Annotated in this window: 18 protein-coding genes, 1 tRNA gene and 1 pseudogene; 3 read left to right on the top strand and 17 right to left on the bottom strand. The window is 69.7% G+C overall.

Annotated features, from left to right (window positions below):
- Positions 1-68: 68 nt before the first annotated feature.
- On the bottom strand, positions 69-1,457 hold the full coding sequence (locus tag H180DRAFT_RS26135; protein WP_055488618.1) for an NAD(P)/FAD-dependent oxidoreductase: 1,389 nt from the start codon (positions 1,455-1,457) through the stop codon (positions 69-71).
- 215 nt (positions 1,458-1,672) lie between these two features.
- On the opposite strand from H180DRAFT_RS26135, the gene H180DRAFT_RS26130 reads away from it, so the two are divergent.
- Positions 1,673-1,746: transfer RNA gene (locus tag H180DRAFT_RS26130), tRNA-Pro, on the top strand.
- Between the two features lie 316 nt (positions 1,747-2,062).
- Here the strand turns inward: H180DRAFT_RS26130 and H180DRAFT_RS30645 are convergent.
- The 16 genes and pseudogenes from H180DRAFT_RS30645 to H180DRAFT_RS26050 form a co-directional block, all read right to left on the bottom strand.
- Entirely contained in the window at positions 2,063-2,386 is a 324-nt protein-coding gene (locus tag H180DRAFT_RS30645) for a helix-turn-helix domain-containing protein (RefSeq protein ID WP_254666198.1), read from the bottom strand.
- A 620-nt stretch (positions 2,387-3,006) separates the two neighbouring features.
- A complete protein-coding gene (locus tag H180DRAFT_RS28795) occupies positions 3,007-3,930 on the bottom strand; it encodes a serine hydrolase domain-containing protein (protein ID WP_074467007.1) in 924 nt (307 codons plus the stop codon).
- A gap of 106 nt (positions 3,931-4,036) precedes the next feature.
- A pseudogene (locus H180DRAFT_RS30640) lies at positions 4,037-4,354 on the bottom strand (serine hydrolase domain-containing protein); the annotation flags it as partial.
- Positions 4,355-4,530: 176 nt separating this feature from the next.
- Complete coding sequence (locus H180DRAFT_RS26110; RefSeq protein ID WP_055488615.1) at positions 4,531-6,612, bottom strand: beta-galactosidase; 2,082 nt, start codon at positions 6,610-6,612, stop codon at positions 4,531-4,533.
- Positions 6,609-7,520 (bottom strand): carbohydrate ABC transporter permease, encoded by a 912-nt coding sequence (locus tag H180DRAFT_RS26105; protein ID WP_079100421.1) that lies wholly within the window; start codon positions 7,518-7,520, stop codon positions 6,609-6,611. The genes H180DRAFT_RS26110 and H180DRAFT_RS26105 overlap by 4 nt, the downstream gene beginning before the upstream one ends.
- Complete coding sequence (locus H180DRAFT_RS26100; protein ID WP_055488614.1) at positions 7,517-8,449, bottom strand: carbohydrate ABC transporter permease; 933 nt, start codon at positions 8,447-8,449, stop codon at positions 7,517-7,519. Before H180DRAFT_RS26100 ends, H180DRAFT_RS26105 begins: the two co-directional genes overlap by 4 nt.
- Before the next feature lie 89 nt (positions 8,450-8,538).
- The gene (locus tag H180DRAFT_RS26095; RefSeq protein ID WP_254666194.1) at positions 8,539-9,861 is read right to left on the bottom strand and encodes an ABC transporter substrate-binding protein; all 1,323 of its coding nucleotides are present in this window, start codon (positions 9,859-9,861) and stop codon (positions 8,539-8,541) included.
- Positions 9,862-10,215: 354 nt separating this feature from the next.
- Positions 10,216-10,944: a sulfite exporter TauE/SafE family protein gene (locus H180DRAFT_RS26090; protein WP_055488613.1), complete on the bottom strand. Its 729-nt coding sequence runs from the start codon at positions 10,942-10,944 to the stop codon at positions 10,216-10,218.
- On the bottom strand, positions 10,941-12,395 hold the full coding sequence (locus tag H180DRAFT_RS26085) for an NAD-dependent succinate-semialdehyde dehydrogenase (RefSeq protein ID WP_199822522.1): 1,455 nt from the start codon (positions 12,393-12,395) through the stop codon (positions 10,941-10,943). The genes H180DRAFT_RS26090 and H180DRAFT_RS26085 overlap by 4 nt, the downstream gene beginning before the upstream one ends.
- 168 nt (positions 12,396-12,563) lie before the next feature.
- A complete protein-coding gene (locus tag H180DRAFT_RS26080) occupies positions 12,564-14,873 on the bottom strand; it encodes a glycoside hydrolase family 31 protein (protein WP_055488611.1) in 2,310 nt (769 codons plus the stop codon).
- Positions 14,874-14,875: 2 nt separating this feature from the next.
- Positions 14,876-15,688 carry a carbohydrate ABC transporter permease gene (locus tag H180DRAFT_RS26075; protein WP_199822521.1) on the bottom strand — a complete coding sequence of 271 codons (813 nt, stop codon included), beginning with the start codon at positions 15,686-15,688 and terminating at the stop codon, positions 14,876-14,878.
- Positions 15,689-15,702: 14 nt separating this feature from the next.
- A complete protein-coding gene (locus tag H180DRAFT_RS26070) occupies positions 15,703-16,692 on the bottom strand; it encodes a carbohydrate ABC transporter permease (protein ID WP_079100420.1) in 990 nt (329 codons plus the stop codon).
- Between the two features lie 6 nt (positions 16,693-16,698).
- On the bottom strand, positions 16,699-18,021 hold the full coding sequence (locus tag H180DRAFT_RS26065; protein ID WP_055488609.1) for an ABC transporter substrate-binding protein: 1,323 nt from the start codon (positions 18,019-18,021) through the stop codon (positions 16,699-16,701).
- Positions 18,022-18,051: 30 nt separating this feature from the next.
- Positions 18,052-19,467, bottom strand: coding sequence for a hypothetical protein (locus tag H180DRAFT_RS26060; protein ID WP_199822520.1), 1,416 nt, complete (start codon positions 19,465-19,467; stop codon positions 18,052-18,054).
- Entirely contained in the window at positions 19,467-20,375 is a 909-nt protein-coding gene (locus tag H180DRAFT_RS26055; RefSeq protein ID WP_199822519.1) for a hypothetical protein, read from the bottom strand. Before H180DRAFT_RS26055 ends, H180DRAFT_RS26060 begins: the two co-directional genes overlap by 1 nt.
- A 4-nt stretch (positions 20,376-20,379) precedes the next feature.
- Positions 20,380-21,342, bottom strand: a complete 963-nt coding sequence (locus H180DRAFT_RS26050; RefSeq protein WP_055488608.1) for a carbohydrate kinase family protein — start codon at positions 21,340-21,342, stop codon at positions 20,380-20,382.
- Between the two features lie 263 nt (positions 21,343-21,605).
- On the opposite strand from H180DRAFT_RS26050, the gene H180DRAFT_RS26045 reads away from it, so the two are divergent.
- A complete protein-coding gene (locus H180DRAFT_RS26045) occupies positions 21,606-22,424 on the top strand; it encodes a DeoR/GlpR family DNA-binding transcription regulator (RefSeq protein WP_074467019.1) in 819 nt (272 codons plus the stop codon).
- Positions 22,425-23,133: 709 nt separating this feature from the next.
- On the top strand, positions 23,134-25,494 hold the full coding sequence (locus tag H180DRAFT_RS26040; protein ID WP_055488606.1) for a hypothetical protein: 2,361 nt from the start codon (positions 23,134-23,136) through the stop codon (positions 25,492-25,494).
- Positions 25,495-25,571 lie beyond the last annotated feature (77 nt).

The following is a 25,571-nucleotide window of genomic DNA, read 5'->3' as shown; positions in this document are numbered from 1 at the left end:
CGCGCCGACCACTCAAAGTTCTGAGCCGCTACTTCCTGTGCGCGACCACCGGCTTGTGGACAGCTCCCTCACCCTTGAGTGGGGGGATTGCCGCGAGCCTCGTGTTCGGCTGCCGGCCGCCCCTCGGCTCCCCCCGGCCGCTCCGGGGAGTGCGCCAACTCCGGCGACGACGACTCCAGCGGCACCGACCACGACCTCACCAGGCCCAACTGGGCGGCCTGGCGCGGCAGCAGCGCGTCCAGCAGCCAGTCGGCAGCCACACGCACGCGGTTCCCGGGCAGCGCAGCCAAGTGATAGACACGCGTCACTGCATTGGCCAAGGGGCCGGCCAGCGGCACCCCGAGCGGATTGGCGGCCGCCTGGATTCCGCCGAGATCCACCGTGAAGCCCCAGTCCTTGTGCTTGTACGGGCGCCGCCTGCCGTATCCGAACGACGCCGCCACATTGTCCGCCACCGTCTTCCCTTGCCGCACGGCATGCTGCCCGGTCATCGGCGTGTACTCACCCGGCTTCGTCAGGTCCGGCACCGCGGCGGCGTCACCGCACGAGTACACCTCAGGACGGCCCGGCACCTGCAGGTACTCGTCGACGCACAAACGGCCCTTGTCCGAAGGCAGCCCCGTGTCCTCCACCAGCGGATCGGGCCGCACACCGACGCACCAGATCAGTGACCGCGTCCTGACGAACTCCCCGTCGTCCAGGAGGACTCCCTCCTTCGTCGCCTCCTTCACCGACGTCCCCGTCCGGACCTCCACGCCCCGCTTGGCCAGCACACGGTGCGCCGTCTTCGACAGGCGCTCGTCGAGCCCCGGCAGCACACGGGGGGCGACGTCGAGAAGCATCCAGCGGGGCAGCCTGTCACCTCGCAGCTCGTTGCCGGCCTTGCGGTGCTGCTTGGCGAGCGAATCGGTGAACAGCTTTCCGTGCGCGGCGACTTCCGTCCCCGTGTAGCCCGCGCCGACGACGACGAAGGTGCAGCGGGCATCGCTTTCGGCGGGGTCCTCCTCCGAAGTCGCCATCTCGATCTGCCGCGTGATGTGATCACGCAGATACAGCGCCTCAGGCATGCCCCGGAAGCCGTGGGCGTGCTCGGCGACCCCTGGGATGGGCAGCAGCTTGTTCACGCTTCCCACGGTCAGCACGAGCCGGTCATAGCCCAGCTCGCCTCCGTTGCCCTCCGGATCCACGTACGTGATCTTCCGCGACTCCAGGTCGACCCCGTTCACCTCCCCGAGCACGAGCCGCACCCCACGCAGGGTGCCCGCCAGCGACACCGACACCCGGCGGGGCTCCAGTACGCCGGCGGACACCTGCGGGAGCATGGGCAGGTAGAGGAAGTAGTCGTTCGGGTTGACGAGAACGATCTCCACATCCCCGCGGAACTTGCGCGAGAGCCGCCTCGATGCCTCGTATCCGGCGAATCCAGCTCCGACGATGACGATGCGGGACCGGCTCACTGGTGGCACTCCAGACCTTTGGGTAGCGTCGCGAACGCTGCCGCAGTTCCCAAGGTCCTGCCGCCCAAACCCGGACCACTGGCCTTGCAGGGACCGATACGACCCGGACCACTGGCCTTGCACGGCCCGATACGGGTGCGCGGGCACCTCCGCACGTCATGTATTGTTCTTCGTGCGCGAGCGGCGCGGGCACACACCCCGAGCCGGACGGGCACCGGGACGTGGCGCAGTTTGGTAGCGCACTTGACTGGGGGTCAAGGGGTCGTGGGTTCAAATCCCGCCGTCCCGACACTGTGATCAGCGGGTTTGCCGGAACGGCAGACCCGCTGAACTTGTTCGGGTGACACGTGACGGCGACGTGATGACTCGCGTGCCCGTCCCCCACTCCTGCGACCGCTTTCGGTCGCCAGGTCTACTGCATGTACCGGTCCATCGGCAAGGAAGGCCTGGGCGCGCGGCCGCCTTCATGTCCACCAACGTGAATTCGCCCTTCCTCGTTGGATGTCGGGCGATGCTACTGCGCATCGTGCCGCGGCCAGGACGCAGCGGTCGCGGTGCGGGGTGATACCGGCGGCTACGGGGAAAGCCCCGGGCCCACCCGCGAATCACGCACCGGCTCCCCGGTCCTGGCCGGGTTCCGCCGCCGACTCGGAATGGAAGACCCGGAGTTGGAGCATCGCGGAGAAACGTTGACCGGAGTCCAGCAGGTCGATCTCCCCGACCTCTGCCACGCGTCGGAGCCGGTAGCGGAAGGTGTTCTGGTGCACGAAGACGGAATCGGCGGCTGCGGTCACGTCGCCGAAGGACTCCAGCCAGGCCCGCAACGTCCCGACGAGGTCGCTGCGGTGCCGGCGGTCGTAGTCGATGAGATTGGCCAGTACGCCTGTCGGGCGGTCGCCCCTCGTGGCGGCGATGTCGCGGAGTTCCATGACGAGCGCCTCGGCCTGGAGTTCCTCGAGGCGGCCTATTCGCCTGTCCCCTCCGCGCTCCCGCAGCACCCGCAGTACGCGGTCGACGGTGGTGCGGCCGTGCGCCAGGCCGGGCGCGTCGAGGGCGACGGGCCCGACGGCCGCGATCGCCGGGAGCCGCTCCCCCACCCGGTCCAGGAAGTGGTGAACGACCCGCATCCCCTCCACCTCTGCCGCCTCCACGCTTCCGGGTGGCAGCAGCCCGTAGGTCACCGGACCTATCGCGGCCGCAGCGGAACGGGGGTGGGCGGAGCTGAGGTGCAGGGCGAAGGCGTCGGTGAGCCGGTGCCGGGTGTGTGCCACAGCGGCACCGTCCGGGCCCGGTGGGGCTTCGCCGGGGTGTCCTTGCCGTTGTCGGCGTTCATCGAGGGCGAGTCCGAGCACGAGCAACGGCCGAGCCGACAGGCCGAGGCGTTCGAGGGCCCCAGAAGCGCTCGCGTCTCCCTCCAGTGCTGAACTCAGCAGACCTGCCCGCACTCTTCGCTGCACGTCAGCACCGGCACGTACCCGGAGCATGTGCAGGGCAACCAGCTTGGCCGACTCCCGAAGTGCCTCGGTGCGCTCCTCGCTGAGGGGGCCGTTCACGGCCGCCCAGATGGAGCCGAGCACCTCGTCACCGGCGCGGACGGCGACGGCGACCCGCGGCAGGGAGCGCTCGTTGCCGTCGGGAATGGGGTCGATGTAGACGGGGAGGTCGCTGCGCAGCAGAGCGCCGAAGACGCCGCGCTCGTTGAGAACACGGGAGTACCTCTGCGGCACCTGGCGGCCCAGGATCGTCTCGACGCGAGGCGGATCTGCCTCGTCCTGGCGGCTGGAGAATGCGAGCACCCGGGAATTGCGGTCTTCGCCTGCGCCGAGTAGGTGCCGACGTAGCGGCCGGCGTCGATACGCTCCGGGTTCGGCGGCGGGGTGGGGAGCTCCGGCAGCGCGGCGGACGTCAGCGCGCCGAGAACGTGGGCGACGATGTCGCGGTGGAGCGAATGGGCATCGCCGCCGTTGGTGAGCACTGCGACGGCCACACCCGCTTCGGGCACCATGCGCAGGAACGCGTCCTGCCCGATGGTGCTGCCGTCATGCCCGATGATCGCGCCGGTGCCGGTGTCGTACCGCTCGAAGCCGAGCCCCCACGAGGTGCCCCTCAGACCCAGATCGGGCAGGCCGACCTCACGGGCGTGCATGCGTGCGGCAGTTCCCGGCGCCAGAACGCGGCGCCCGTCGCCGGCCCGGCCGTCCTCGAGATGCATCCTGGCGAAGGCGAGCAGGTCCCGCACGCTCATGGCGAGCGTCGATCCGGCAGGAGCGTTGGACCGGGCCAGGGCCCACACCGGCGCCGGCTCACAAGGGGCGCCCGGCTCGGATGCGACGTGCCCCACGGCGGCCCGGAACATGATCGCCTCGTAGGGCCCGGTCGCGGCGTGGCTCAGCCCGAGCGGGGTGAGCAGCCGTTCCCGCAGACATGCGTCGTAGGGCTTGCCCAGCAGCACCTCGACGAGCCGGCCCAGCACGCAGTAGCCCGCGTTGTTGTACGAGAAACCGTTCCCCGGGGGGAATCAGCTGCGGAACGTCCCGGAGGGTGGCGACATACTTCTCGATGCAGTCGTCGCCCACTCCCGTGTCGGTGAAGATGTCACCTTCGAAGCCGGAGGTATGGGTCAGCAGCTGCCTCACCGTGATCTGCTCTGAGGCCTCCCGGTCCGCGATGCGGAACTCAGGCAGATACCTGCGGACGGGCTCGTCCGGATCGACCCGCCCCTCGTCGACGAGTTGCATGACCAGCGTGCTGGTCCACAGCTTCGTGACCGATCCGATCTGGAAGACCGAGTCCGTGGTGGCCTCCACCCCGGTCGCCCTGCTGAGCACTCCGGCTGCCCCGTCGACGAGTTCGTCCCCGCTCAGGACACCCCAGGCGGCTGCCGGTACGTCGTACATGTCGAGCAGCGCCGGGAGTCGCTCGTCGATCCATGCCGTGACTTCACGTAGCTCGCTCGTGCCGGGTCACGTTAGGAAGCCCGTCCACGGCTGTGTTCGTCGTCACGGACAATGCGTTCGCGGGTGGTTCGTCGGAGGAGACAAGGCGCGACGCGCCATCGGCGTGCGGCGCTGTCTCACGTCCACGACGGACGGGCAGCGTGAGCTGCGGGGGCTTGGAGCGGTGGGCCATCGTGACCGTGCGGGTCCTCGCGGATGACCGCGACATCTCCCGGCGGAACGTCGATGAGACCCGTCACCTGCGTGCCGTGGAGGAGCTCCCGCCCTTCGGCGGCCACCCTGGCCGGCTGATCCGTGTGATTGATCAGGAAGAGGTAGGTGGTTCCGCAGCCGTGGCGCCGCACCGCTTCCACCCCGATGGGCACGTTCGCGGCCGGGCTGACCCCAGCATTCCCGGCGATGCCGCGGAGCAGATCCCGCAAGGTTCCCTCTTCCGGAGCGGTGGCGATGTACCAGGCGCTGCCCCGTCCGTACGGATGCCGGGTCACGGCGGGGCCGCCCGGCACCGGCCCGCCCGAGGCGTCCGCCGCGAAGGAGAGCACGGTTTCGGCTCCGTCGGCCCGGATTCGTTCGCTCCACAGCCCGGCCCGGGATCCGTCGCTCAGTGCGATCGTCTCGTCCTCCCGGAGGGGGTGGAACTCCTCGGCGCGCAGCCCGAGCAGCTCGCGGTAGGCGCCGGGATGACCGCCGAGGCGCACATGGTCGTGTTCGTCGGCGACGCCGCTGAAGAAGCCGATCGCCGCCTGCCCGCCGCGTTCGACGAAGGCGGCGAGGGACGACGCGTCGGCGTCGGTGGTCGCGTAGAGGCTGGGGACGAGCACGAGGCGGTAGGACGAGAGGTCGGCGCCGGGATGCACGAGGTCGCAGGTGAGGGCGTTCGACCAGAGTGCTTCGTACCAGCGGCGGACGAGGTCCAGATAGCGAAGGTCCTGTGAGGGGCGGGCCTCCAGTTCCAGCGCCCACCACGCCTGCCAGTCGAACAGCACTGCCACCTCGGCCCGTACGCGGCTTCCTCTGACCTCCGCGAGCGAATCCAGCGCGGCACCCAGAGAGGTGACTTCCCGCCAGATCTCGGTGTCCGTACCGCCGTGGGGCAGCATCGCGGAGTGCCATTTCTCGGCGCCGGCCCTGGACTGGCGCCACTGGAAGAACATGATGCCGTCGGCGCCCCGTGCCAGGTGGGCCAGGCTGTTGCGGCGCATCTGCCCGGGTGTCTTGGCCACGTTCCGTGGCTGCCAGTTCACCGCGGATGTGGAGTGCTCCATGAGGATCCACGGTTCACCGGAGGCCATGCCCCGGGCCAGGTCGGCGTCGAGGGACAGACCGATGTGCGCCCTGGGGTCGGCGGCGGTGAGGTAGTGGTCCACGGAGATCAGGTCGCATTCGGGGGCGAATGCGAAGCCGTCGGTCTTCTTCTCCAGCGTGCCCATCAGGTTGGTCGTCAGCGGAACGCCCGGTGAATGACGGCGCAGGATTCCGGCCTCCCGGCGGTGCAGGGCCAGTAGTTCGCCGGAGGAGAACCGCTGGTGATCGAGGTGCTGGGTGGGATTGACGAACGCCGGTGTGGCGAGGGGCGGCATGATCTCCTCCCAGTCGCCGTACCGCTGGCTCCAGAAGGCCGTGCCCCAGGCGTGGTTGAGCTCGTCGAGCGTGCCGTACTTCTGGCGCAGCCAGCGGCGGAAGGCGGCGGCGCTGGTGTCGCAGAAGCAGTGCGCGTTGTGATTGCCCCACTCGTTGTGCACGTGCCACAGGGCCAGCGCGGGATGGTCCGCGTACCGTTTCGCCAGCTCCTCCACGAGAGCTGACGCGTACTCCGTGTACGCGGGGCTGCTCGGGCAGAAGGCCTGGCGGGAACCGTGCCACAGTCGGGTGCCGTCCGCGGTGACGGGGAGGGCCTCCGGGTGGAGGCGCGAGAACCACGGCGGCGGCGCGGCGGTCGGAGTGGCAAGGTCGACGGCGATCCCGTGGTCGTGCATCAGGTCCAGGACCTCGTCCGTCAGGCCGAAGTCGTAGTGTCCCGGGCGCGGTTCGAGCACGGCCCAGGAGAAGACACCGACGGTGACCAGGTTGACGCCGGCCTCCCGCATGAGACGTGCGTCCTCGCGCCAGACCGGGCGCGGCCACTGCTCGGGGTTGTAGTCGCCGCCGTAGGCGATGCGTCCGAGGCGGCCGCCCAGCCTGTCCCACGCCCGGCTCACGCCTTCACCGCGCCCGCGGCGAGTCCGGCACGCCAGTACCGTTGCAGCACCAGGAACGTCACGACGATCGGCACCACCGAGACCAGCGAGCCCGTGACGGTCAGCACCTGTAGTTCCGGCACGCGGCTGATCTGCGACTGCCACGTGGACAGTCCGAGCGTCAGCGGGTAGAGACGCTCGTTCTGGAGCATGATCAGCGGCAGCAGGAAGTTGTTCCAGATGACCACGAACTGGAACAGGTAGATGGTCACCAGCGCGGGCGACATCAGCCGCAGGGCGATCGTGAAGAACGTCCGGAAGTCTCCGGCGCCGTCGATGCGTGCGGCCTCGATCACGTCGTCGGGAACGGACGCCGCGGCGAAGATCCTCGACAGGTAGACCCCGAACGGGCTGACGATGCTGGGAAGGAAGACCGACCAGAAGGTGTTGGTCGCTCCCACCTCCGAGAACATCAGGAACAGCGGGAGGGCGAGTGCCGTGGCGGGAACGAGCACGCCGCCGAGGACCACCGAGAAGACGAACTCCCTGCCGCGGAAGGCGAACTTGGCGAGGGCGTAGCCTGCCATCGCGGCGAGCAGGGTCCCCACGGCCGCTCCTGCTCCGGCGTACAGCAGGCTGTTGAGCATCCACCGCAGGAAGATCCCGTCCTGCTGTGCGACCAGTTGCCGGAGGTTCTCGCTCAGGTTCCACTCGGAGAACCAGAACCCGAACGTGGCGACCAGGTCGCCCTGCGTCTTGGTTGCGGACACGATCAGCCAGTAGACGGGCAACAGCATGTAGAGAGCGATCAGTGCGAGGAAGCCGGTGGCCGCGATCATGGACCAGCGGCTCTCGCGAGGCCCGCGCGGGCGCCCACGGTGGGCGGCCGGCGGGGCGTGGCTGCCCGCGGTGTCGGTGAGCACGCTCATGCGTCGTCACTCCGTCCGGTGAACTTGAGAAATGCGAAGGACAGCACGAATGTGGCCAGCGCCAAGGTGACCGACATCGCCGCCGCCTCGCTGTAGTTGTCGCTGGAGGCGAGTGAGAACGCGGCGAGGTTGGGCGTGTACGTACTGGTGACGCTGGTTGAGATGGAGCGGAAGACCTGAGGCTCCGTGAAGAGCTGAAGGGTTCCGATGATGGAGAAGACGCCGGTCAGCACCAGTGCGGGACGGATGACGGGAACCTTGACCCGCCAGGCGATGGTGGTGCCGCCCGCACCGTCGACGCGGGCCGCTTCGTAGATGTCCGGGGGAATGGCCTGCAACGCCGCGTAGATGATCAGCATGTTGTAGCCGGTGTAGGTCCAGGTGACGACGTTCGCCATCGACCACAGGACCATCCCGCCGCCGAGGAAGTCCGGCCGGATTCCGGTTTCGCGCAACAGGTCCACGATCGGTGAGAGCCGGGGGTCGTAGAGGAACGCCCACATCAGCGCTGCCACGACCCCGGGAATGCCGTACGGCACGAAGTAGACGATGCGGAAGAAGCGCTTGAGCCGTGCCACCGTCGAGTCGAGCAGCAGGGCGAGCACCAGGGCCAGCAGCAGCATCACGGGTATCTGAACCAGGCCGAACCCCAGAACACGGCCGACGCTCGCAAGGAACTCGCCGTCCGCGAGCACCTCCCGGTACTGGTCGAAGCCGGCGAAGACGGTGCTCTTGCTGCCGAAGGTGCCGCCGACTCGTACGGTCTTCAGCATGCTCTGGTAGGCGGCATAGCCGACGGGCAGCAAAGTGAAGAGAACGAAAGGCACGAAAAAGGGGAGCAGGAACAGCACCGGCGTCCAGTTGCGCCGGGGCCGCGACTTCGGGATCGTCCCGGGTGCACGGGACCCGTGTGAGATGTCGATGGTCACTTCTGTTCATCCTTCGAGAAAGCAGAGAAGGGGCTTCGCCGGGAGCCTGCTCCGGCATCGCCGTCGCAGGCTCCCGGCGTCCGGCGCCGCTATTTCGCGACCTCGAGGGACTGGTTCCTCAGCGACTCCACCGTCTTCCGGTTCGTCTGCTTCAGGGCGCCGCCGAGCGTTCCCTTGCCTCCCAGCGCGTCGGCGATTCCGTCGCCCATGCTCCGGTAGGTGTCGGTCATCGTCGGTCCCCAGGTCCAGTCGGTGTCGACGTTCCGGGAGGCGCGGGCAAAGGTGCCGAAGATCTTCTGGTCGCCGTAGAAGTCCACCGGCTTCTGCAGTGCGGGCAGTTCGAGGCCTTTCTTCGCGGCCGGGTAGAGCCCGCCCTCGCGGTTGAGAATGGCGAGCGCCTCGGGGTCGGTGTTCAGCCACCAAGCGAACTGCGAGGCCTCATAGGGATGTTTACTTCCCGCCAGTACGGCTGTTGTGGAACCGCCCCAGTTGCCGGCCTTCTGCTCGCCCTTCGACCACTGGGGCATCGGCGCGACCGCCCACTTGCCCGCGGTCTTCTTTGCGTTGTCGCGGATCGTGCTGTAACCCCAGGCCGCACCGACCCACGTCGCAACCTCGCCGTCGTTCCATGCCTTGTACAGGGCGGGCGAGAACCCCTGCAGGTCGGTGGCCACCAGCTTCTCGTCGATCATCTTCTGCCAGTAGTCCGTGACTTTCCTGTTGCCGGGACTGTCGACGCTCACCTTCCACTTGTCGCCCTGCCGGCGGAACATCTGCGACCCGTTCTGCCACATCAGCCCGGTGAGCCAGTTCGGGTCGGTCTGGGAGAAGTGTGTGATGTAGGAGCCGGGGCCGGCCTTCTTCAGCTTCTTTGCCGCTTCGTAGTACTGCGCCCAGGTCTCGGGCACCGGGATGTCGTACTTCTTGAAGAGGTCCTTGCGGTAGAAGAGCCCCATGGGCCCGGTGTCCTGAGGGAGTGCCCAGACGCCGTCCTCTCCGTCGGCGCCGAAGGTCACCTGGGACCACGTCCAGTCGACGAACTCCGCTTCCGCCGCTTTCACGCCCGGGCACCGGGATATGTCCCTCAGCCCGTCCTTGAGACGGAAGTTGGCCAGTGAGTCGTATTCCATCTGGCCGAGGTCGGGAGCGTTGCCGGCTTTCAGCGCGTTGGCCATGTTCTGGTACGTCCCCGCGTTGCCGGCCGGTGTGCTCTTGACCTTCACCTGGATCCGCGGGTTCTGCCGGTTCCACTCGTCGACGGCCTTCTCGATCCCGGGCACCCAGGACCAGAAGCTCAGCCGGACCTTGCCCTCACTCTTCTCGCACTTCGCCGCCCTGCCGTCGCCGTCGTCACCGCCCGAGGGGCCGCCGCACGCGGTGAGAGCGAGCAGGGGCAGCACTGCGAGCGGCACCAGCGCCCGTCGTCGCAGGGGCCTTCGAACGGGCGGCGACAACGTGGCCGCGCCTTCGGTGAGACCACCGGGACCGGGCGCGGCGGCCCGGGCCGCCCGGCGCGGTGTGCGCGAACGGCGAGCGTCGCAACAGACGCAAATCAACGCCTTCGTACAGTTCTTGATCTGATCAAACATCGGCTGACCTCGATCTCTCGTGTCGGTGTCCCCGGGGAGCCGGGGACTGTCGGGCTTGTGTGGTCCTCGTCGGGTCGCACGGCTTCCTGCTCGTCAGGGCGTGCGAGGGCAGGGGCGCCGTCCGGTCCGGTGCGCATGTACGCAGGTCAAGCGCCGACGTCTGCCGACCGGGAGGTCTCACAGCGCGACCACCCCCTTGACCGTTGCCGCTGCCGCACCGAGCAGGGCCAGGCCGGTCGCCGCCGCACGGGCCCGGGCGACCGGCATCCGCCGGGCCAGCCAGTGGCCGGCGGCGGATCCCGCTGCCAGTGCGGTCAGGGCGGACATGGCGACGGGCACGTCGATGTCGGGCACGCCCTTGGCCGCGAGCGACGCGGCGTTGACGAGCGCGAAGTACAGCTGCGCCGAGCTCACGAACTCGCGCTGGTCCCAGCCGGTGGAGACCGCGTAGAGCGAGACGGGCGGACCGCCCACGCCGGCCGCGGCGTTCAGGAAGCCGGAGGCGCCGCCCGCGGTGATCGCACCGCTTGTTCCCCGCAGAACGCGGGCACGGGGCAGCAGGGTCACGGTCAGCAGAGCCAGCAGCGTGACCGAGCCGACGACGACCATCAGCGGGGCGGCGGGAGTGTGCTGAGCGACCCGGGCCCCGGGAACGACCATGACCATCGCGGGCACGGAGAGCAGCAGCACCTTGCGCAGCGAGACGTCTCTCCAGGTGAAGGCGAAGACGACGAGGTTGCTCAGCAGGCTCAGGGCGTTGGCCAGCAGCACCCCCTGGAGCGGGCCGAGCAGCAGTACCAGGAACGGCGAGGCGACCAGCGCGAAGCCGAGGCCGGTCACCCGCTGGGCCGACGCGCCGCCCAGCACCGCGAGGGAGAGCAGCAGCAGGCCGGCGGACACGGTCACATGCCGAGGGCGAGGTAACGGACATCCGTGAACTCCTCCAGCCCGACGTCTGCGCCTTCCCGGCCCAGGCCCGACTGCTTGACGCCCCCCATCGGCGCGAAGGAGGCCGAGGGCAGTGCGTCGTTGACCCCGACCACGCCGGTCTCCAGAGCCTCGGCGAACCGCCAGGCACGCCCCACATCGCGCGTCCAGACGTAGGCGGCCAGGCCCATCTCCGTCGCGTTCGCGAGCCGGAGCGCCTCGGCGTCGTCGGACACCCGGAAGACCGCGGCGGCCGGACCGAACACCTCGCGGCACCCGAGGCCGGCGGCCGCCGGCACGTCGGCGAGGAGGACCGGCGCCAACCAGTGTCCGGCGGCCGGGAGTTCGCGTTCGCGCGTCAGCCGCCTCGCGCCGGCGGCGAGCGCCTCGCCGACCAGGTGCGTCACGGCGTCGACGCGCGTGCGGTCGATGACCGGGCCCAGGTCCGGTACCGGTTCGGCCGTGCCGCTGCCGATGCTCATCGCATCGACGCGCTCGGCGAGCCGGCCGGTGAACTCGTCGTACACGCCGTCCTGGACGATGAAGCGGTTCGCCGCGATGCAGGACTGGCCGGTGTTGCGGAACTTCGCGATCAGGGCGCCTTCCACGGCCGCCTCGACGTCCGCGTCGTCGAGGACCACGAACGCGCCGTCGCCGCCCAGTTCGAGCAGTGGGCGGACGATGCGCCGCGAGGCCTGCTCCATGACGAGGCGTCCGACCTCGGTGGACCCGGTGAAGGAGACGATGCGGACGGCGGGGTGGGCGAGCAGCGCGGACGTCAGCCCGGCCGCAGGCCCGTGCACGACGTTGACCACTCCCCGGGGCACGCCCGCATCGGTGAGGCACCTGATCATCTCGGTCACCGCGAGCGGAGCCTTCTCCGAGACGCGGGCCACGACCGTGCACCCCGCGGCGAGCGCCGGCGCGAGCTTGCGCGCCTGGATGGAGCACGGGAAGTTCCACGGTGTCAGGCTCGCGACGACGCCGGCGGGACGGCGCAGCGTGAAGTGCCGCTTCCCGGGCGCCTCGTGGGGGATGACGGCACCGCCGGGACGACGGGCCTCCTCGGCGAACCAGCGGAAGTACTCGGCGGAGGCGTTGACTTCGGCCCGGGCCTCGGGGAGCCGCTTGCCGGCCTCACGGGCCAGCAGCACCGACAGACCCGCCGACCGTTCGCGGATGCGTGCCGCGGCGGCGAGGAGGATGTCGGCCCGGTACCGGGCGGGGGACTCGCTCCACTCCCCGAAGGCGCGTGCCGCCGAGTCCGCGGCGGCGTCGGCGTCGGCGGTCGTGCCGAAGCTCACCTCGCCCACGACGCCGCCGTCGGCGGGGTCGGTGACGGGGTGCGGCGAGCCGTCCGGACGCCACTCGCCGTCGATGAGCATTCCGGCCCTCACGGTCGCCGTGCGGCCGGCTGCTGGCTGTTCCACCTTGCTGCTCCCTTTTCTTCACGGCCGCTGACAGCACGCGCACCGAGCCCGCGCGAGGACGGGCGGTTCGCGGAACCGTGCGGGCAACTCCCGTTCTCCGCACGTCGGTTCTGCGCGGATGCGCCTGACCGGGCGCCTCTTCGGACGCGATGACATGTGGAGCGGGGATCAGGCATGCCGCACCACTTCGCTCACGAGCCCGTCCGGCTCCGTGGCGGAACCGGGCCGGTCCAGGTCCAGCCGTACCTGGCGGCGTGCGCCGTCGAAGGCGACGAGGTCCACCGCCTCGGGCGCGTCACCGTAGGCGTGCAGCCGCCACGGCCGGCTCACCAGGTCGTCGGTGCACCGCACTCCGGCGTCGACGTCGACGCGCGGCAGCACGGCACCGTCGCGTACGAGTACGGGCATGCTCTCCAGCGGGACCTCGGCCTCGGCCCACGCGGGGCCCTCGTACCGTTCGCCGGTGAGAAGGTCCCTCCACCCTCCGGCCGGCAGGCGGAACCGCCGGTGTGCCGGGTCCTCGCCGTCGTCGAAGACGGGGACGACCATCAGATCGCGGCCGAGCAGGAACTGCCCGTCGACGCCGGCGGCGGACGGGTCGTCGTCGGTCATCGCCAGGGGACGCATCATGGGCCAGCCGTGCGCGCTCGACTCGTGTGCGACCTGCCAGAGGTAGGGCAGCAGCGAGTACCGCAGCCGAACCCAGTCACGGACGATCTCCAGGGCGCGCTCCCCGAACTCCCACGGCTCGCGCGGCCTCAGACCGTGGGCGCGCATCAGCGGGGACAGCGCACCGAACTGCGTCCAGCGGACGTAGAGGGCGGGGGTGAGCTCGGGCCCGAAGAAGCCGCCGATGTCGTGGCTCCAGAAGCCGGGGGCCGAGACCGCGTAGGAGAGGCCGCCGCGCACCGTGGCCTGCATGCCGGCGACCGTCGACTCCGCGTCGCCGCCCCACTGGCCCGGATAACGCTGCGACCCTGCCCACCCGCTGCGCCCCCACACCAGCGGCGACCGTCCGGTGAAGCGGGCGATCGCCTCGCTGACCGCGCCGTTGTAGCGCAGCGGGTAGAGGTTGTGAGCGTGTCGGGGCGGTGTGCCGTCGTGGAGGCGGACGTCGTCGGGCAGCGCCTCGCCGAAGTCGGTCTTGAAGACCGCGACGCCGTCGTGCAGGAAGTCCTGGTGCATCGCCTGCCACCACGAGCGTGCCTCGGGGTTGGTGAAGTCGATCAGAGCCCGCGGCCTCCCGTCGGGAGTGGGCGTCCTGCCGATCGCCGCCAGGCTGCCGTCGGTGTGCCGCACGAGGTAGCCGCACGACTCCGCCTCGGCGAAGCGGGGTGACTCGGGATCGAGATAGGGCAGTTCCCACACCGACAGGCGCACACCCAGCCCGGCGAGTGCCTCGATGAACTCCCTGCGCTCGCCGAATCGTGCCTCGTTCCAGATGAAGTCGCAGTTGAGGCGGTCGGTCACGAGCCAGTCGGGGTCCAAGTGCAGGACGTCGCAGGGCACTTCACTCTCCTGCATCCCCTTGGCGACCTCCAGCATCTCCTGCGCCGAGTGGTAGCGGCACCGGCCCATCCAGTAGCCGAAGGCCCACAGCGGAGGCACGGGGGGCCGGCCCGTCAGCGCCGTGTATCCGGTGAGGCGTTCCGCGAGTTGCGCCGCCACGACGACGTACAGGTCGAGGACCTCGTCGTCGACGGAGAGTTCGAGCACGGAGGGACGGGTGTGGCCCACGTCGGCGGTGGTCACGGCGCCCGTGTTCAGGAATCCGGTGTAGCCGCTGCCGGAGTGCCAGACGGGCACGGGTTTGTAGGCGAGACCGGTGCCCGTCCCCAGGGCGTCCTCGCAGCGCAGGACGAGGCGCTGGCCGTTCTTCACCAGGCGGGAGAACTGCTCGCCGAAGCCGGTGATGTCCTCGTCCGTGCCGAGTTGGAGATGCAGCGTGGTGCCGTGCTCGCCACGGAGCACGGGCGGCGCCATCGGCAGGCCCGCCGCCTGCCGCAGCGACTCGGCGGTGCGCATCACGGTCTCGCCCGTCACGGTGTCCTCGACCGAGAGGCTGAACGGGCGGCGCCGGACGCGTACACGGACGCGGTCGGTGGCGACGACCACCTCGTCCGGACTCTCGCGGAGTTCCACCGGGACGGCTTCCGGGCGCGGTTCGACGACGATCCCCAGAGCGGTGCCGTCGTCCGTGAGCACCTCGTGCCCCGGCGGGGCGAGCACGATGCGGACGGTGCCGCTCGCGACCGCCCCGATCCGCAGCGACATCGGCCGCTCCTCCACCGGGGGCAGGTCGATGTCGGGGAGGTTCGGCAGAGTCGTCTCGATGCCCTGCTCCAGCGGCGGCTCGCCGGTGACCCAGCCGGGCATGGTGCCGGCCCTGGCCGCCGGGAGCGCGACGACGCCGAGTTCCGCACCGTCCGGAGTGGGGTGCACCGAGGCGACCCGCCGGACGATGAACTGCTCTGCCATGGCTATCCCTTCACCGAACCGGCGGTCATGCCGGCCACGAAGTAGCGCTGGAGGAAGACGTAGGCGACGACGACAGGAGCCGAGGCCACCACGACTCCTGTGAACAGCAGCGGGTAGTTCGTCAGGAACTCGCCCTGGAACTGCAGCAGGGCCAGCGGCAGCGTTCTCTTGGCCGGGTCGTGGATGAACAGAAGCGGGTAGAGCAGGTCGTTCCACTGGATGACGAAGAGGAAGATCGCGGTGGCTGCGAGCGACGGCAGGGAGACGGGCAGTACGAGCGAGATGTAGGTCCGCCAGGGGTTCGCCCCGTCGACCGAGCCCGCCTCGTACAGCTCGCGCGGAAGAGTGCGCATGAACCCCGTCAGGATGAAGACCGCGACCGGCAGGGTCACCACGCACTCGATGAGGACGAGGCCGGTGAGGCCGTCGAGGAGGCCCAGCTGCTGGAAGAGCACGTACTGGGGAATCATGTTCGCCTGGGCGGGGACGGCCATGCCGAGCACCAGAAAGCCGTAGACGAGCCAGCCGAGCCGTCCCGGGATGCGCGCGAGGCCGTAGGAGGCGAGGCTGCCGACGGCGAGGGTGAGCACGACCCCGCAGCCGGTGACGATCGCGCTGTTGACGAACGCGGTCCCCATCTCGGCGTCGCCCAGAACGGTGCGGAAGTTGCCGGTGGAGAGTGAGGCGGGTGGGCCGAACGGCGAACCGAACAGCTCCTTGGTCGTCTTGAACGTGCCTGTCACGACGACGATCAGCGGCACCGCCACGAGCAGCGCGTAGACGGCGAGGACGACGCGTCGGCCGAGGCTGGTCATCACGGGTTCCCTCCTCATGCCGTGCGCTGGGTGAGTTTGACCGCTCGCCGCTGCAGCAGGCTGACGAGCGCGATGATGATCATGAACAGGACCGACTCCGCCGCCGCGTAGCCGTACTGCGAGTTGGTGAAGGTCGTGTAGATCCGGGTCGAGAGGATGTCCAGGGAGCCCTTGGGCGGGTTGCCGCCGAGGCCGAGAATGAGGTCGAAGGCCTTGAACGACTGGATCGTCGTGTAGGCGATGACGATGGCCGTCGCCGGAGCGATCATCGGCCACGTGATGTAGCGGAAGCGCTGCCAGCGCCCCGCTCCGTCCAGGTCGGCGGACTCGTACAGCTCCCGTGGGATCTGCTGGAGTCCGGCGATGAAGATGATCATCAACTGTCCGGCGTGTGCCCAGACCTGAGTGATCGCGACCCAGTAGATGGCCTTGTCCGCGTCTCCCAGGAACGCACTGCGCAGCCCGTCCAGCCCTATTCCGCCGAGGACTTGGTTGACCAGTCCGAAGTTGGGGTCGTACACGAACTTCCAGACGAACGCGACGGAGACCGAGGAGAGGATCGCCGGCAGGAAGTACAGGGCGCGCAGCGCCGTCGACGCCCGCGAGTTGCGCTGCAGCAGCAGAGCGAGCACCAGGGCGAGCGCCGTCTGCAGCACGACGACGACGAGCAGAAACTGCAGGTTGTTCGTCAAGGCGCGCCGGAAGAGGTCGTCGTTCGTCGCGATGGTGCCGAAGTTCCGCGCACCCACGCTGTTGAAGGCGGCGCTGATGCCGTCCCAGTCCGTCACGGCGTACTGGAAGGCCTGCACCGTGGGCGCGGCGAAGAAGACGGCGTACAGCACGACAGCGGGCAGAGGGAACAGCCACAGCGCGGGGTGCGTCCGGGTCGCGCGGCGCCGTCCCGCCCGCGGGGCGGGACGGCGGCGGGGCCCGCCCGCCGTGCCGGGCGGTGCCCCGGCGGACGGACCCTTCTCCAGCCGGCCGCCGATGGAGTGAGTGGCCATGTGTACCTACTTGCTGCGCTTCTGGTCGACGACGCGCTGGGCTTCCTCCGCCGCCTTCTGCGGTGACTTGCCGCCCACGACCGCCGTGCATGCGCCCTCGACCGCACCGCGGATGTCCAGGTCGACGAACTGGAAGCGCGGCGCCGCGAGCGTCTTCTTCTCCAACCAGGGAGAGATCGCCTTCAGGTCCGGGTCGGTGTACTCGACGCCCTTGACGGACACGTGCTGCCGGGTGGCGTTCGCGTACCGTCCCGCGACCTGGGGCTTCGAGAGGTGTTCGACGAAGGTCACCGCGGCCCGCGGGGACTTCGCTTCGGCGTTGACACCGAGGATGAACGTGGCGTTGTAGATGCCATCGTACTTCGCCTTGTCCGCGGACGTGGTGATCGGCGCAAGCAGGTCGACGTCGAAGCGGGCCTTCAGCTTGCGGATCGCTGCGATGTCGTACGAGCCCGTGGCGAGCATGGCCGCCTTGCCGTCGGCGAATATCTGCTGGCACGGCTCCATGGCGGTGCCGGTGGCATCGGACTGGAAGAACGGGCGGAGCTGCGCGTACTGCTTCAGGGTCGTGATGAACCAGTCGTCAGTGCACTTGTACTCACCGGACTCGATCCTGGTGCACATGTCGGGGGACGGGGCGTTGTTCATCACCATGCAGTTGAAGAGCTGCCCGGCGTTCCCGGGGTCGCCTCCGGGCCACGCGATCGGGGTGTGCCCCTGGGACTTCAGCCGGTCGCACAGCGCCAGGAAGGAGTCCCAGTCCTTCGGTGCCTTGCCGCGTGAGGCCTTCTCGACGAGTTCCTTGTTGACGACCGGCATGTTGAAGACGACCTGGTAGGGAAAGCCGAGCTGCTTGCCCCCGGACCTGCCGTCCTTGACGTACTTCGGGTCGAAGCGGGACCGCCACGGCTGATCGGAGAGGTCCGCGAACAGTCCTGCCTTGGCCATGTCGACGAACTGGGCACCGCGGAAGGCGGTGAACACGTCGCCGACCGAACCGCCGCGTATGCGCTGAAGGGCGGAGGACTGGTAGTCGTTCGACGGCGAGATGTCCTGGCGCACCACGGCGCCCGGGTGGGCCTTGCCGAATCCGGCCACCAACTCCTCGAAGGCGGCTTTGTCTTCGGCCCGCCAGTGGGCGAACGAGATCTTTCCGTCCACCTTTTCACCGGACGCCGCCGGAGAGGGCACCGAGGACGCACCCTTGTCTCCGCCCTTGGCTGTCCCGGGCCCCGCGCACGCAGCGCCGAACAGGCCCACTGCGCCGGCTCCGAGTATCTGGGCCGCGCGGCGGCGGCCCAGGAATGTTCCGACAGCGTCTTTGCTCATCGTTTTCTCCTTTGTGCGTCGGCCCGCCGGTCACCACTCGATGACGGGAATGCCGTAGATGTCGGCCGCTGCGCGCAGCCCGGGACGTACGTCGGTCCAGGCGAGCACCGTGTGGTGCGGGAACCCGCCCGTGACGAGGCCGTGGACGAACTCCGCGGCCGGCGCGTCGAGCCGGACCGCGGCGGTGTTGCCCTGGAAGCGGTTGGGCTCGGAGACCGACTCGCCCGACGCGATCAGCAGCCGGAGCCCCGTGGGACCGGAGCAATCGCTCTCCTCGGTGATCCGGGCCATCACCACCGGGCCCGTACGCAGCGCGAAGTCTCCCGCGACACCGATCCTGCGGTTGCAGTGGACCGACTGGGTGGCCTGCTCGGGGTCGGCCGCAAGGGCCGTGGCCGCCGAGCCGCAGTGCCACAGCCTCACGACGTTGTCCGCCGCGTCGAGGTCGACGGTGTCGACGAGGTACGTGGGTCCGCTGCCCAGCGCCTCCAGCAGAAGCATCGTCACCGTGCCGTGGACGTCCCGCTCGCAGGCGGTCGGGGTGCCTTCGTCCGCCAGCCGCGACAGCGCCGAGCACGGGCACACACCGAGCCTGGTCGGGAACTCCGGCCAGCACCGCACCGCGACCCCCGCCAGCACGTCCGCCGCGCTCCACTCCCGCAGAGCACTCGTCACCGCGGCGAAACCGGCCGTGTGGGCGGGGTCCAGTCCGCGCAGCGAAGGCCGCACGCGCGTGGCGGCAGCGAGTTCCTCTTCGACGGTCGTCTCGGGCACCGCATCGATGCGGGCGAACACCTCGTCGACCTCGAGACGTTCGACCTCGATGCCGAAGACGTCCCGCAGCGTGGCCGCGTCGTACTCGCTCGGCGTGAACCCGGGCGGCCCGTCGCCCACCACGCCAATCCGCCTGCCGCTCAGCGACTCGACAGCGGCGCGGACCTCCCCTTCCGGGGCTCGTTCGCGCTGGAGGGCGGGCAACTCCGGAGCGGCCGGCAACTCGCCCTCCAGCGCGGCCGACAGCGGCTCACGTACGGCCGGCTCCCAGGGGTCGCCGTAGAGCAGGCGGACCGAGCCGCCGGCACGTACGAGCGCGTGCCCGAAGAGGTTCGCCCCGCACAGCGAGTTCAACCGGAGCCGGCCTCCCACCGGGCCGGGTTCGCGGAAGGACCAGAGCAGCACCGGCCGGCGCAGCTCGCTGTACAGGCGCAGTGCCGGGCCCGCGTCGGAGAACGACGCACAGATGTTGACCACGAGGTCGGCGGAGGGATCGAGCTCCGCCGCCGCGGCGTCGGCGTCCTCAGGCGTGAGCACGAGGCCGGTGGGGCCGGTCACGTCGGCGCCGAGCGACGAGAGGAGCTCACGTGCCGCCCGGGCCCGTTCGCGCGCGGCGTCGAGGTCGAAGGTCGGCCGTGCGGTGGCGGTCACGAATACGCGGGGCATCTTCATCACCGCTCCCCCGCGACCGTGTCGACGACTTCGCACAGCCGCCGCAGCCGCGCCACCGCGTCCCGTGCGAGCGAGGCACGCCGGTCGTCGGCTTCCAGACACGCACGCCATACGGCACGCCCCGCAAGGAAGCCGGAGGCACCCTCACGCATGGCCAGCTCGACGGCGCGCGGGAAGACTTCGTCCTCGACGCCGGAGGACAGCACGACCCAGGGCGAGGCGATCGAGGCGCTGAGCTCGACGCAGGCTCGGCGGATCTGCCTTTCGTCGCCCTCCCCGTGGAAGGGGACCTCCGCCTTGTACAGGTCCGCCCCGAGATCCCCGAGTTCGCGGGCAGCTGCGACCACACCTTCTTCCCGGCTCCATGAACGCCCGTCGCGCGGGGCGCGGGACACCGGCTCGATGATGCTGACGAGCTTCGCCGCACGGGCGCGCGAGACGAAGTCCCGCACCATCTCGGTCCGGCGCAGCGGGTCCTCGTCCGGGCGCCAGACGACGAGCAGCTTCGCGGCGGCCGCCCCCCGGGATGCATAGTGCGCCAGGTCCACGTCGTCGTCGATCACGGCGTCGGTGACCACTTCGTCGGCGCCGGGTACGAAGCGGTCGCAGGCGGCGATGAGACCGCAGCCCGGAGCCACCACCTTTTGGTCCAGGGCCTGGTCGAGGACGAACTGCCGGTCGAGGAGGACTGCGGATGCATGCGGAGTCAGAGCGCGGATCGCGTCCAGTTTGAACGCGGTGACCTCTTCGTCCGTGACAGCCCGGCCGCGTTGACCGGCCATCATGGCCCGCAGCGCCTCGCGCTGGTCGACGGCGAGCATGGCGAACGCGCCGGAAGGACGCCGGAGCGCCGACAGGTCTGGGGTGTGGGTGGTGCGGGCGCTGGTTGCCGCGCTCGAATCGGACACGGGATCAGACCTTCTGACGGTGGGTTTCCGCTGAACGGGCAGCGGAGACGGAGTGGTTGAGGACGGCGGTGGCTTCTTGGTGGGAGGGGATCTGCGAGCGGCCGTCCAGGGCGCGGCAGGAGAGGGCGGCCACCGCGTTTGCGTAGGCCAGACAGAATCCGAGCGGCTCGCCGCGGACGACCGCGCTCAGCAGGGCGCCGTGGAAGACATCGCCCGCACCGAGGGTCGAGACCACGTCGGCCGCGACGCCGGGTGCGCTCACCCGGTCGCCGTCCGCGGTAAGTGCTACGGAACCCCGGGGCCCCAGGGTGGCGACGACGCACCCGGCGCCTTCCCCGACGGCCCGGCCAAGGGCGTCGTCGAGGTCGGAGGCGCCGTAACGGGCCAGCAGGGACGCTTCGTTCGGCACGTCCAGCGCCACACCCCGGGGCGCATATCCCGGTATGGCATTGCCCGCGTCGACGGAGATCCTCGGTACGCCCTGTGCCGTGTGGTCCAGGACTTCCGCGAGCTGATCACGCATCACGTCCCAGCCCACTTGGTCGACGTGCACCCAGGACGCCGCCCGGAGCGCGTCGGCGGCGGCCGAGCCGGCCCGGATCGCGAACTCAGGTCCCGGCCGGTTGCAGATGGCGCGGGTGTCACGGGAACTGTCGACGACGACCACGCTGGCACCGGTCGGATGCGCCGGGACCCGTATGACTCCGCTGACGTCGACGCCCTCTTCGGCCAGCCCGGCCAGGACGCGCTCGCCGTCCTCGTCCTCGCCGACGGCTCCGACGAAGCGGACGTCCGGCATTCCGAGCCTCACCGCCGCGACCGCGGCGGTCGCGGCCGGGCCGCCGCCGGCCCGAACCATCGCTTCGGCTTTCCGCCGCTCGTCCGGGCCGGGCATGTGGTCGACCATGGCGATGGTGTCGAGAGTGGCGACGCCGACGAACACCAGCGGCTCTTGGTGCATGCTCATCGCACCTCCTGGAAACTGAGTGGTCGATAATCATCACCAGGATGTTGGAAAGTCAACACTTCTGCGTAAGGTGTCTCTCACTGCGGCGAGAGGTTCGAACGACTTGAGGCAATGCGAAGAGGAGTGAGATCGCGATGGGTGAGCGGGACGCCGAAGTACCGGCGAAGTCCCAGGACGAAGGCCGGGCCCCGGCCCCGACATCCGTGCCGCGGCCGGGCAGCGGCCCTGATTCGGAGTCCTCCGGAGCGCGGGCGAGTACAGCGATGCGTTACACCGGCGCTGCCGACCGGCGCACTCGCATCCTCGACCGGGTCCGGGTGAGCGGTTTCATCTCGGTGTCCGATCTCGTGTCCGACCTCGGCGTCTCCGACATGACGATCCGCCGGGATCTGCGGAAACTCGCCTCGGACGGATCCGTGCGTGTGGTCCACGGCGGCATCAGCCTGCCGCACGCCACCCTTCGCACCTCCGAGTTCATCTCCCGCGCACGCTCCAACGCGGCGGCGAAGAAGCGCATCGCGGCGCGGGCCGCCGAACTCGTCCGCGACGACGATGTCGTGGCGGTCGACGCGGGGACCACCACCTTCGGAGTCGCCGCCGCCCTGCCCGCCGCCTTCGCCGGCACCGTGGTCACCCACTCGGTCTCTGTCGTCCAGCAGATGCTGCATCTGCCCGGCGCGCGGGTCGTCTGCCTGGGCGGTGAACTCTTCACACCCAGCCAGGCGTTCGTCGGCCAAACCACCGTGGACCAGGCACGGCACCTGCGGGTGCGGACGTTCTTCCTGGGTGCGGCCGCGGTCGACGCCCGTGGTGTGTACGTCGAGGCGGACGTGGAGCGGGCCGTCAAGGTCACCTTGATGGAAGCGGCCGACGAGGTCGTACTCGTCGTGGACGCGGCCAAGTTCACCAGCACCGCCCCAGTGCGGCTCTGCGGTCTGGAGCGCATCGCGACCCTTGTGACGGACAAGGCTCCTCCGGCGCAGGTGGCGAAGGAGATCGAGCGTTGTGACGTCCGGGTCATCACGGCGAGCCGCGGATCCGAGACGCGCGGGACGGACGGCACGACGACCGGGCCCGACTGACGGAACACATGGCTCGTTCCCCGGAGTTCCCGTGCCGCGAGCGGCCTGACTGCGGCGGTCCCGCTCCCGCGAACGTGCCTTCCTTTCCGAAGCAGGCGGCCGGCTCCCCCGGGTGCCGACTCGGCGGACCTCGGCATCTGTTCGGCGTTCATGCCGAGCAGATGCGGCGGCAGATCCCCGGCGGAGCAACTCCCGGATCCCCGGTGGCCTTCGGAACGTGCAGCCGGAACGCCACGCAAATCGCCCGTGCATGCGAAAGCCACACGCGTCCGCGTTCGGAGAATCGAGGATGCCGTTACTGAAGTGCCCACCGACGCCGCCGAGTTGCCCGTATCGCGTTCAAGCATTGACGGGGTTCCGTCAAGGAGGTTCACTGTCGCCGGTCCATGTTCCGCCGCCTCCGCAATCGCGTCGGCTTCCTTTCAGGCGAGTCAGCGAGTGCGGAGATCATTTGACGAGGTGACGATGCGGCCGAGAACCGCAGTCCTGCTCGCGACCACCGGCATACTCCTGTCCGGCCTGCTCCCCGCCTCCTCCTCGAACGCGCGAGCCGAGGACGGCCGGGCCCGCTACGAACTCCCGCGCTCACCCGAACTGTCGGAGACCGACCGGCTGTCCGACCGGCGTTCGGTCGTGGTCGGCGACCGCTTCTACTCGCTCGGCAGAGAGCGGCCTCTACCCCGCCGCCGGATTCCACACCTCCGGCGAAATGGGCGGAATGTGGACCCAGCCGATCAAGCTGCTGGACGGCATGTGGTTCGGGCTGGACGACGCATGGCTCGGCAAGGAGGCCAAGGCCACCAAGTTCAGCAGCGGGCACGGCTACACACGTACCGACTACGCCCCGTCCGGCGGGGTCCGCGCGAGCCGGACCGAGTTCGCCCCGGACGGCATGCGTGCCGGGCTGGTCGGGCTCACACTCACCGCCCAGCGGCAGTCCGAGGTGAAACTCACCCTCGACGCCCACTCCGAACTCATGAGCACCTACCCCTGGGGCGAGACGACACCCGACCAGACCGACTTCAACCTCCCCGACAAGGGCAGCTTCGCCGACGACGCCCTCTCCTTCCGGGACAAGGGCAAGCCGCCGGTCAAGAACGCCGCCCCGCACGACTACGCTGCGCTCGTCGGCGGCCGGCTGCCCGCGGACAGCCACGAGCTCGGACCGGACTTCCGTGGCCCGCAAAGCGACCCCGTCATCTGCCCGATCAAGGGCAAGAAGCCTGCCACCTGCGACGACAGCGAGTTCGGTAAGGGCACAGGCGGCCGGATGAACTACCGCGTCAAGCTCAGCTCCGGATCCCCGAAGACACTCTGGTTCGCAGTCGCGGGCTCCGACCAGGGCCCGAAGGAGGCCCGCGCCCAGTACGACAAGGCGCTGGCCGACCCCGCGGGGCTGCTGAAGGACAAGATCGAGCAGCGCCGGGAGGTGGCTTCCCGCACCGCCGTCGACCTCCCCGGGGACAAGCAGCTCGAGCGCAGCGTGGAGTGGTCCAAACAGAACCTCGCCGACTCCCCGCAGGAGTCCAGGGACTTGAAGCTCCGCGAGACGAACGCGGGCAAGAACTTCCCGGCTCCATCCGGCACGCTGCCCTCCGCCCGCTGGCTCGGCGCGGGCTGGCCGGACTACCCCTGGCTGTTCGGCACCGACGGCGAGTACACCGCGTTCGCCAGCGTCGCCATGGGCCAGTTCGACGACATCAAGGCGCACCTGCTGTCGCTGAAGAACGTCAGCGAGATCGTCAACGAGCGCAGCGGCAAGGTCATCCACGAGATGACCCCGGACGGATCCGTCTTCTTCGGCGCGAACGACGACGACGGCAACACCGACGAGACCGCGAAGTTCCCGAGCACCGTCGCCCTGATATGGCGGTGGACCGGGGACGACGCCTTCCGCGACGAGCTGTACGACTTCAGCGTGCGGAACATGGAGTTCATCGACCGCACTCTCGACGAGGACGGCGACGGATGGCCCGAGGGTCTGGGCAATGTCGAGCGGGAGGGCATGGGCGAGGAGAAGATCGACAACGCCGTGTACACGATGCGCGGTTACCGCGACCTGGCGGACATGGCACGCAGCAAGAACGACGCCAAGACCGCGGCCTGGGCCACGGAACGCGCCGAGAGGCTGGAGAAGAAGTTCGAGAAGACCTGGTGGGCCGGCAAGGACACCGACCAGTACGGGGACTCGCTCGAGGACCCGGACAACAGCCCGCTCCTCCAGAGGCACTGGATCGGCGTGACCCCGATGGACGCCGAAATGGTCAGGCCCGGCGAGCCCACCCGTCCTCTGGCGTCCTCGGAGCACGGCAGGACCGCGCTGAACAAGCGGGAAGAGAACTGCTATTCGGATGAGCTCGGGCTCTTCCACACGGGAACAGGCCCGACCTCCGCGGAGGGCGGCAACAAGGGCCCGTCCTGCGACAGCACCGTCTCCAGCGTGCAGAGCGAGCGAGCCAGCTACTCCCTCAACACCGGCATCATGGCCGTCGCCGAGGGCAACTACGGCCGTCTCGGCCGCGGTCAGCAGCAGCGCTACACCAAGGCCAACGCCCGCATCCAGCTCGACCCCTCGGTGTGGGAGATGCCGGGCGCCATGCCCGAGGTGGCTCCCAGCCCGGACTTCGAGCCGAACATCGAGCGTCACATGACGGAGCGTTCGATGGTGCTGCAGGCCTGGGGTGCGTACGGCGTGCTCTGGCCTGTGGTCCATCACCAGCTCGGCGTCTCGCCCGACTTGGGCAACGGGCGGCTCTCGGTGGTCCCGCAGATCCCGCAGGGCCAGAAGCGCATCGCCGGCAGCAATGTCCGTCTGGCCGACGGGTCGATCGACGTACGCGCCCGCCGGGCAGGGAAGACCCTCACCACCGACGTCACTCGTGACCAGCTCGACGCGAAGCTCTCCATCGGCCACGTCCTGCCGTCCGGGGCGGAGGTCGAGTCGGTGACGCTGAACGGCCGCCCGGTGCCGCACGAAGTGGTGTCCACCGGCAGGGGCAAGGAGGTCGTCGCCACGGCCCCGCGCGGGGACGAGCGCGCCACCTTGGTGGTCCGGCTCGCGTCAACTTGACCCGGCTCTAAAGGGCCGGGTTTGGAGGTAGTGCCCAGCTGGCTGCTGGGGTGGACTCCTCCGTCCAGACACCCCGT

Origin of the sequence: Streptomyces sp. WMMB 322 (genome assembly GCF_900090145.1) — a bacterium.
Lineage (GTDB): Bacteria > Actinomycetota > Actinomycetes > Streptomycetales > Streptomycetaceae > Streptomyces.
Note: the sequence above shows the minus strand (reverse complement) of the source record. Positions and strands in the feature narration are given on the sequence as shown.

Excerpts from the sequence above, each read along its gene's own strand:
- H180DRAFT_RS30645 (WP_254666198.1), bottom strand. The coding sequence starts at position 2,386 with ATGGAACTCCGCGACATCGCCGCCACGAGGGGCGACCGCCCGACAGGC.
- H180DRAFT_RS26105 (WP_079100421.1), bottom strand. The coding sequence starts at position 7,520 with ATGAGCGTGCTCACCGACACCGCGGGCAGCCACGCCCCGCCGGCCGCC.
- H180DRAFT_RS26080 (WP_055488611.1), bottom strand. The coding sequence starts at position 14,873 with ATGGCAGAGCAGTTCATCGTCCGGCGGGTCGCCTCGGTGCACCCCACT.
- H180DRAFT_RS26075 (WP_199822521.1), bottom strand. The coding sequence starts at position 15,688 with ATGACCAGCCTCGGCCGACGCGTCGTCCTCGCCGTCTACGCGCTGCTC.
- H180DRAFT_RS26070 (WP_079100420.1), bottom strand. The coding sequence starts at position 16,692 with ATGGCCACTCACTCCATCGGCGGCCGGCTGGAGAAGGGTCCGTCCGCC.
- H180DRAFT_RS26065 (WP_055488609.1), bottom strand. The coding sequence starts at position 18,021 with ATGAGCAAAGACGCTGTCGGAACATTCCTGGGCCGCCGCCGCGCGGCC.
- H180DRAFT_RS26060 (WP_199822520.1), bottom strand. The coding sequence starts at position 19,467 with ATGAAGATGCCCCGCGTATTCGTGACCGCCACCGCACGGCCGACCTTC.
- H180DRAFT_RS26050 (WP_055488608.1), bottom strand. The coding sequence starts at position 21,342 with ATGAGCATGCACCAAGAGCCGCTGGTGTTCGTCGGCGTCGCCACTCTC.
- H180DRAFT_RS26045 (WP_074467019.1), top strand. The coding sequence starts at position 21,606 with ATGCGTTACACCGGCGCTGCCGACCGGCGCACTCGCATCCTCGACCGG.
- H180DRAFT_RS26040 (WP_055488606.1), top strand. The coding sequence starts at position 23,134 with ATGGGCGGAATGTGGACCCAGCCGATCAAGCTGCTGGACGGCATGTGG.